This window comes from Streptomyces sp. NPDC049577 (assembly GCF_040675635.1).
Classification (GTDB): Bacteria; Actinomycetota; Actinomycetes; order Streptomycetales; family Streptomycetaceae; genus Streptomyces.
In genome coordinates this window covers 1-7428 of the sequence record NZ_JBFAPH010000315.1, presented here as the reverse complement: position 1 = coordinate 7428, position 7428 = coordinate 1, and the positions used below count along the sequence as shown (strand labels likewise).

The following is a 7428-nucleotide window of genomic DNA, read 5'->3' as shown; positions in this document are numbered from 1 at the left end:
CCCGACGAGACGCCGTTCTGCCGCCGCTGCGTCGACCGGTGCCACGAATCCAGCGACTAGGTTCTCCACCTGCCGGACCAGGCCGTGCGTCGCCGTGACGTCGACCAGGCCGATGCCGCGCTCGAAGAGCAGCCGCGCCGGATGGGCCGTCCCCGGCGGCGGCTCCGCGGTGAGCACGGCCAGCGAGACGCCGTCCAGCGCCCGTTCCAGGGAGGCGGTATCGGCCAGATCGGCCCGCGCCGCGAGCAGGGCCCCGCCGCTCCCGGCCGCGCACCGCGCCGCCCGCTCGCCGTCCCGGCCGGCCACCACCACCCGGCCGGGCATCCGGCGCGCCAGCTGCCGGGCCGTCACCTGCCCGACGGCGCCGTACCCGCCGAGGACCAGTACGCGGCCGTTACGCCGCGGTTTCGGTTGTGTCATGGCCTCATGAAATCAGCGCCAAAGGTCGGCGATCAACCGGACCAGTTAAATCCACGTGAAAATCAGCGGAGGTCGCAGCCCGTTTATCGGCCGTTTACGCGGAATGAATAAGCTCACCGGACAGGGGTGGCCGGATGCTGCCTCCGGTTACGTGACGCTCGCCACCTGATCCACTATTGAACCGGCTTGACCGTGTCAATGTGAATCATGAATGATGGCATCTGCAAGCGAACACGGAACCTGCACCGATTGCTTGACACGGGGGGCTCGACATGTGGGTCGCATTCTCACGACATCGTTGTTGACCAGCGCGCCACGACTCCGGCGCGCCGCCCCCGCCAGGGGCCGGAACCGCCCGCCCGACGCTCGCCCGGGCCTGTTTTTCGCTGATCAGACGCCTGTGCCGCCCATGCCGCGGACCGCCCCGCAATGATTCCGGGGCCTCTTCGCATTCCCGGCCGCTCTTGATCAGAAAATCATTCCACGATCGGTCGAACGAAGGAAAAAAGACGTGCCCAGCAGCCCGTCATCCGGATTAGGACACCGTTTCCTGATTCTTTCCATCGGCAAGCACCCGGCCTTTCACACGGCCGTCGCCCGCGCCCTCGCCGACCTGGCGGAAGGCTCCCGCAGGCACTTGTCCGGCGACGCGAACGGCGTCCATCCGCCGCCCGCCACCACACCCGGGGACCGACCGGGAAACCGGTCCGGAAACCGACCGGGGGACCGGCCGGAAAAAATCCCCCGCGCCTATGGGCGCACCCTCGCCACCGCCCGGCGATTCCTCGACCGCGCCCTCCCCGAGGCGGAGTTCCACCTGGTCACCGCCGAAACCCCCGCGGCCGCCGCCCGCGCCCTGCACCACCTCGTCCCGGCCCCGCCCGGCACGGCCTCCGTCCCGCTCGTCCTGCTCGACGCCGACGGCAGCGGACTGAACACCGACCCCTTCGACCGCTCGGTCGCCGACGCCCTGGCCGGTCTCGCCGAGGACCTCCCCGAGGCCCTGCGCGACGGCCCGTCCCCCCACGACGTCCTCGTCTACGGGGACCCGGCCCGCGAGACGGCCGGCGGCGCGGACACCGTGCGGGTCCGCGTGGCCCGCCCCTACATCCTGCGCGCCCGCCCCGCAGAGGACTGGGTGCTCTCCGCCGACGTCGTCTGCGCCCTCACCGACCACGTGCAGCTCCGGCACTCGGGCTCCGCGCTGCGCGCCGCCAGCCGGACCGGCACCTCCGCCCTCGCCACCGCCCTGCACGGCTTCCTCACCCGGCAGCCCGGCGCCGGCGCCCCCTGGGGACTGCACTACTACACCGGCTCGGTCGTCTCCGGCACGATCGCCGACCTCGACCGGCTCGCCGGCACCACCGGCAACCCGGTCCTGCGCGCCCCCAGCGAACACGGCCTGGCCTGCGGCGCGCTGGCCCGCTGGCAGCTCGACCGGGCCCCCTTCCTCATCGTCGTCACCAGCGGTATGGCCGACGAGTTCCGCGGCACGCTCGCCAACCTGCGCGACGCCCGCGCCCGCGGCTTCATCCTCTGCGCCGACACGCCGCCCGGCGCCTGGTACCCCTTCCAGGGCACCGTCCACGCAGCCGAGGACTCCCGCGCCGTCCTCGCCGCGAAGGGTGTGCCGTACGTCTACCTCGACGATCCCGACCGCCTCGCCGACGACCTCGACCGCGCGTACACCGCCTACCACGCCGGACGCGGACCCGTCTTCCTCCTCGCCACCCCCGCCGTCCTCGACACCGCCGTCACGGCCACGACCCTCCCGGCGGACGCCCCGCCCCGCACCGCCGCACTCCGCGTCGACGAGAGCGCCCTGGAACCCGTACGCCGCCTCGTCAACTCCGGACCCGCCCGGCTGCTGTGGCAGTGCGGCCCCCTCGACAGCGAGGAGACCGCCCTCGTCCACGACATCGCCGCCCGGGCCGGCATCGCCCTCGCCGACTCCCTGACCCGCCCCGGCAGCGTCGCCAAGTACCGCGACGGACAGGTCGTCGACGCCTACCTGGGCACCCTCGGCATGTACGCCTTCTCCGCCCGCGTCCACGACTTCCTGCACCGGGACGGCCGGCTGCGCCCGCCCGCCGAGCAGGCGCTGTTCTTCCTGAACAGCCGCATCGCCGAGGCCGCCACCCCCTTCTCGCCCCGCGCCCTGGCCCGCCGGCTGCGCATCGTGCAGATCACGCGCGAACGCGAGCACCTCGCGCCCTTCACCGACCACCCCGTGCACGCCGACGCGTGCGCCTTCCTCACCGCCCTGCGCGAGACCCTCGACGTCGACCCCGCCGTGCTCGCCGACCGCCGCGCGGCCATCGCCGCCACCCGGGAGAGCACCTCCGACGTCATCCACGACCTCCCCGTCCTGCCGATGAGCGCCAACTACTTCTTCCAGCGCCTCGGCACGGTCCTCGAGGACCTCATCACCACCACCGGCTACACCTACACCGGCGTCTACGACGTCGGACGCGGCGGCCTCTCCGCCATCCGCAACCTGCCCCGCACCGGCCCCGGCTTCTCCGGCTGGTACGGCCGCGCCCTCATGGGCGACGCCCTCCAGGCCGTTCCGGCCCTCGCCCTCACCCGCGACGACAACGTCCTCGCCTTCATCGGCGACGGCGCCACCGCGCTCGTCCCCGACATCCTGCCCACCCTCGTCCAGCAGGCGTCCCTCCACGGCCGGCCCCCGCGCCGCAACCTCACCGTCTTCCGGCTCATCGACGGCGGCCACTCCGTCATCCGCACCTACCGCGAAGGCCGGGCCGGGGCGCACAACGACCGGCAGACCCAGGTGCTGCACCTGCTGGAACCGGAGTGGACCCGCACCTACGGCGACCTCACCGTCCGCCACCGGCACGTCCACGACGCCGCCGAGGCCGACCTGCGCGGCTGGCTCCGCGAGGAGGGCACCGTCACCGTCTGCTCCGTCCTGCTCTCCCACAACAACGAGGGCGACGGACTGAGCCTGCTGTCCTCCCTCGGCTGGCAGCGCGACGAACTCCCCGACCTGGCCTTCACCATGACCCGTCCGGCCCGCTGACCACCCGCACCGACGGCCCACCCGCACCCGACGTCCGGAAAGGCACCGCCTTGCCCACCACCACCTTCGGCTTCCTCGCCCACCCCATCAGCGCCGGACACCGCAACCAGGTCCGCGGCCTCGACCTCCTCGGCCGGCTCCTCGACGACCACCGCGGCACACCACCCCCGGCGGCGGCACGCCACCACGTGCCCCTGCCCATGCTCACGTCCGTCACCTCGGCCACCGGCGACACCTGCTCCGGCGAGGTCCGCTATCTGCCCTACACCGCGCCCGAGCTGTTACGCCGCCCCACGACCGCTCGCGACATGGTCGCCGCCGAGGTCACCGCCCTGCGCGAGGAGGCCGGGGCCGAACTCGTCGGCCTCGGCGGCGCCACCTCCATCGTCGGCGACCGCGGCCTGTGGACCGCCCGGCAGGTCGGCATCCCCGTCACCAGCGGCAACTCGCTGACCGTCCACGCCGCCCACCAGGAACTCCTGCACATCGTCCGGCTCCTGGAGCTCGACCCCGGCACCACCCGGGTCGCCGTCGTCGGCTACCCCGGCTCCATCGGCCTGGCCCTGGCCCGCCTGCTGCTCGACGACGGCTTCCTCCTCGACCTGGTCCGCCGCCGCGGCAACCGCAGCACCGCCGGACTGCTCGGCTACCTCGACCCCGCCCACCACGAACGGGTCCGGCTCACCGACGACATCGCCGGCTGCCCGCCGGAGACCCGGCTCTTCGTCACCGCCTCCTCCGTCGGCGGGCTCGTCGACGCCGACGCGCTGCGCCCCGGCTCCGTCGTCGTCGACGTGGCCCTGCCCCGCGACGTGACCCGGCCGCCGCGCCCCGGCTCCGACGTCGTCGTCATCGACGGCGGACTGGTCAGCGCCACCGACGCCGTCACCGTCGGCGACGGCTCACTGCCCGGCCCCACCCAGCAGCTCAACGGCTGCCTCGCCGAAACGGTCGTCCTCGCCCTCGAAGGCCGCCCCGAGTCCTACTCCCTCGGCCGGGAACTCGACCTCGACCGGATCCGGACCATCGGCCGGCTGGCCGCCCGGCACGGCTTCCTGCCCACCCCCCTCGCCTCCTTCGGCCGCACCGTCCCGGACGCGGACATCGCGCGGCTGCGGCCCCACCACGCCGGGCGCCCGCGCACGGACCGGGCCCGTGGTGAGGACGTGGCCGCCCTCACCACCCGGCGCTTCGCCGAGCGCGTCAACCCGCCCATGGCCCGGCTGTTCGCCGCCCACGGCCTGGACCGCGTCTTCACCAGCGGCCGCGGCACCACCCTCACCACCGCCGACGGCACCGACTACCTCGACTTCATCGCCGGCTACGGCTGCCTCAACCTCGGCCACAACCACCCCGGGGTCACCGCCCGGCTGCGCGGCTTCCTGGACGACTCCTCGCCCACCTTCGTGCAGTACGTCTCCATGCCCGTCCAGACCGCCGAACTCGCCGAGCGGCTCAGCGATCTGGCCCCCGGCCGGCTCGAACGCGTCTTCTTCGGCAACTCCGGCACCGAGGCCGTCGAGGCGGCCCTCAAGCTCGCCCGCGCCGGCACCGGCCGCACCCGTCTCGTCCACGCCGACGACGGCTACCACGGCAAGACCCTCGGCGCCCTGTCCGTGACCGGCCGCGACAGCCACCGCACGCCCTTCGGCCCGCTGCTGCCCGACACCGTCTCCGTGCCCTTCGGCGACCTGCCCGCACTGGAACGGGCCATCGAGGGCGCGGCCGCCTTCATCGTCGAACCCGTACAGGGCGAGGGCGGCGTGATCCTGCCGCCCGACGGCTATCTGCGCGCCGCCCGCGAACTGTGCCGCAAGGCCGGCGCCGCCTTCGTCCTCGACGAGATCCAGACCGGCCTCGGCCGCACCGGCGCCCTCTTCGCCGCCGACCACGACGACCTCGACCCCGACGTCCTCTGCGTCGCCAAGTCCCTCTCCGGCGGCCTCGTCCCCATCTCCGCCACCCTGTGCCGGGCCGATCTGTGGGACGCCGCCTACGGCACCACCAACCGCGCCATGCTGCACTCCTCCACGTTCGGCGGCGGCAACTTCGCGGCCGCCGCCGGCCTCGCCACCCTGGACGTCCTGGCGACCCAGGACCTCCCCGGCCACGCCCGCAAGGTCGGCGACCACCTGCGCGCACGGCTGCACGAGGCCACCGCGCCGTACGGCTTCGTCAAGGAGGTCCGCGGCCTCGGCCTGATGACCGCCATCGAGTTCGACGGCGACTTCTCCGGCGCCGCCGAGGCCCTCGCCGGGGAACTGCTCACCCGGCTGCCGGGCGACCTGCACGCGCTCGCCGACTGGCTGCCCGACGACCTGCGCGGCGCCCTCGCGGGCGTCGGGCGCGCGGTGGAGTCCACGCTCGGCGACCTGATGTGCCTGCGGTTCGTCGGCAGCCTGGCGCGCGACCACCGGATCCTCACCTTCGTGACCGCCAACCACAACCGGGTCCTGCGCATCCAGCCGCCGCTCATCCTCACGACGGCGGAGGCGGATCGTTTCGCCGACAGCGTGGCGGCGGTCTGCGAGGGGCTCGCCCTGCACGCCGACCTGGACGCCTGGCGCCGCCCGGCGACGGCGTGACACACCCGACGCGCCTTCCGATGAAGAACCCGATGAAACCCGATGAAACCCGATGAAAAGGAACCCCTCATGACGCACAGCACCGTCGAACAGCAGATCACCGACTTCCTCGTGGACCGGCTCGGACTGCTCCCGGAGGAGGTCACCCCAAAGGCCCGGCTCAAGGAGGACCTGGGGCTCGACTCGCTCGACATGGTGGAGTTGGTGACCATCGTGGAGAGCCGGCTGGGCCTGACCGTGGACGACACCACGGCCGAGTCCCTGCGCTCGCTGGGCGACGTGGTCGCCTACATAGAGACCCAGGAACCGGCGGGCTCCTCCGCGGAGGTAGGGGCGTGAGCGGCCGCCGCGTCGTCGTCACCGGGCTCGGCCCGGTGACGTCCGTGGGCGTCGGGGCCAAACGCTTCCACGTCGGTCAGACCGAGGGTCGCAGCGGCGTCCGCCCGATCAGCCGCTTCGACGCCGCCGACCTGCCGGTCCGCATCGCCGCCGAGGTCGACCTGCCGGAGGAGCTCCAGCTCTCCCGCCGCGACAGCCGGGCCACCGACCGCAGCACCCAGCTGGCCGCCGTCGCCGCCGATCTGGCCCTGGCCGACAGCGGCCTCGACCTCCAGGCCGAGGACCGCGACCGGATCGGCGTCGTCATCGGCTGCGGCGCCGGCGGCACGGAGACCACCGAGCACAATCTGCGTACCTCCTTCGAACGGGGCGTCGGCGGGCTCTCCGCCCGCTTCATCCCGTCCTCCATGGTCAACAGCCCGGCCGCATGGATCACCATCCGGTACGGCCTGACCGGTCCCAGCAGCGCGTCCGTCACCGCCTGCGCCTCCGGCGCGGACTCGCTCGTCGCCGCCCACCAGATGATCAGCGGCGGCGAGGCCGACGTGGTCCTCGCCGGCGGCACGGAGGCCCCGCTGGCCTCCCGCATGGTCGCCGGCTTCGCGAAGATGCGCGCCCTCTCCACGCGCAACGACGACCCCGGCCGCGCCAGCCGCCCCTTCGACGCCGGCCGCGACGGCTTCGTCCTCGGCGAGGGCGCCGCCGTCCTCGTCCTGGAGTCCGCCGAACACGCCGCCGCCCGGGGCGCCGTGCCCCTGGCCGAGTTCCGCGGCTACGGCCGTTCCTCCGACGCCCACCACGTCACCGCCCCGCGACCGGACGGCTCGGGAGCGGCCCGCGCCCTCACCGCGGCACTGCGGTCGGCCGGTCTCGCGCCCGGGGACGTCGGTTACGTCAACGCCCACGGCACGGGGACGACCTTCAACGACGCGGCGGAGGCGAAGGCCGGGCCTTGGTCGCGTAGACGTCCACGTACTCCTGGCCGGACAGCCGCATCACCTGGCTCATCACCTCGTCGGTGACGGCGCGCAGCACGTAGCG

The 7428-nt window shown here is 73.6% G+C and carries 4 protein-coding genes and 1 pseudogene; 4 read left to right on the top strand and 1 reads right to left on the bottom strand.

Annotated elements, in window-relative coordinates; all coding sequences use genetic code 11:
• The coding region (locus tag AB0K09_RS26720) for a saccharopine dehydrogenase NADP-binding domain-containing protein (RefSeq protein ID WP_366067949.1) at nucleotides 1-420 on the bottom strand (420 nt) is incomplete at its 3' end.
• A 511-nt stretch (nucleotides 421-931) separates the two neighbouring features.
• Between AB0K09_RS26720 and AB0K09_RS26715 the strand changes: the two genes are divergently transcribed.
• The 4 genes and pseudogenes from AB0K09_RS26715 to AB0K09_RS26700 form a co-directional block, all read left to right on the top strand.
• Nucleotides 932-3463: a hypothetical protein gene (locus tag AB0K09_RS26715; protein ID WP_366067948.1), complete on the top strand. Its 2532-nt coding sequence runs from the start codon at nucleotides 932-934 to the stop codon at nucleotides 3461-3463.
• 50 nt (nucleotides 3464-3513) lie between these two features.
• Nucleotides 3514-6048: an aminotransferase class III-fold pyridoxal phosphate-dependent enzyme gene (locus tag AB0K09_RS26710; RefSeq protein WP_366067947.1), complete on the top strand. Its 2535-nt coding sequence runs from the start codon at nucleotides 3514-3516 to the stop codon at nucleotides 6046-6048.
• Between the two features lie 69 nt (nucleotides 6049-6117).
• Nucleotides 6118-6387, top strand: a complete 270-nt coding sequence (locus AB0K09_RS26705) for an acyl carrier protein (protein ID WP_366067946.1) — start codon at nucleotides 6118-6120, stop codon at nucleotides 6385-6387.
• Nucleotides 6384-7274, top strand: a pseudogene (locus AB0K09_RS26700) (beta-ketoacyl synthase N-terminal-like domain-containing protein); the annotation flags it as partial. The gene AB0K09_RS26705 and the pseudogene AB0K09_RS26700, both read left to right, overlap by 4 nt.
• Nucleotides 7275-7428 lie beyond the last annotated feature (154 nt).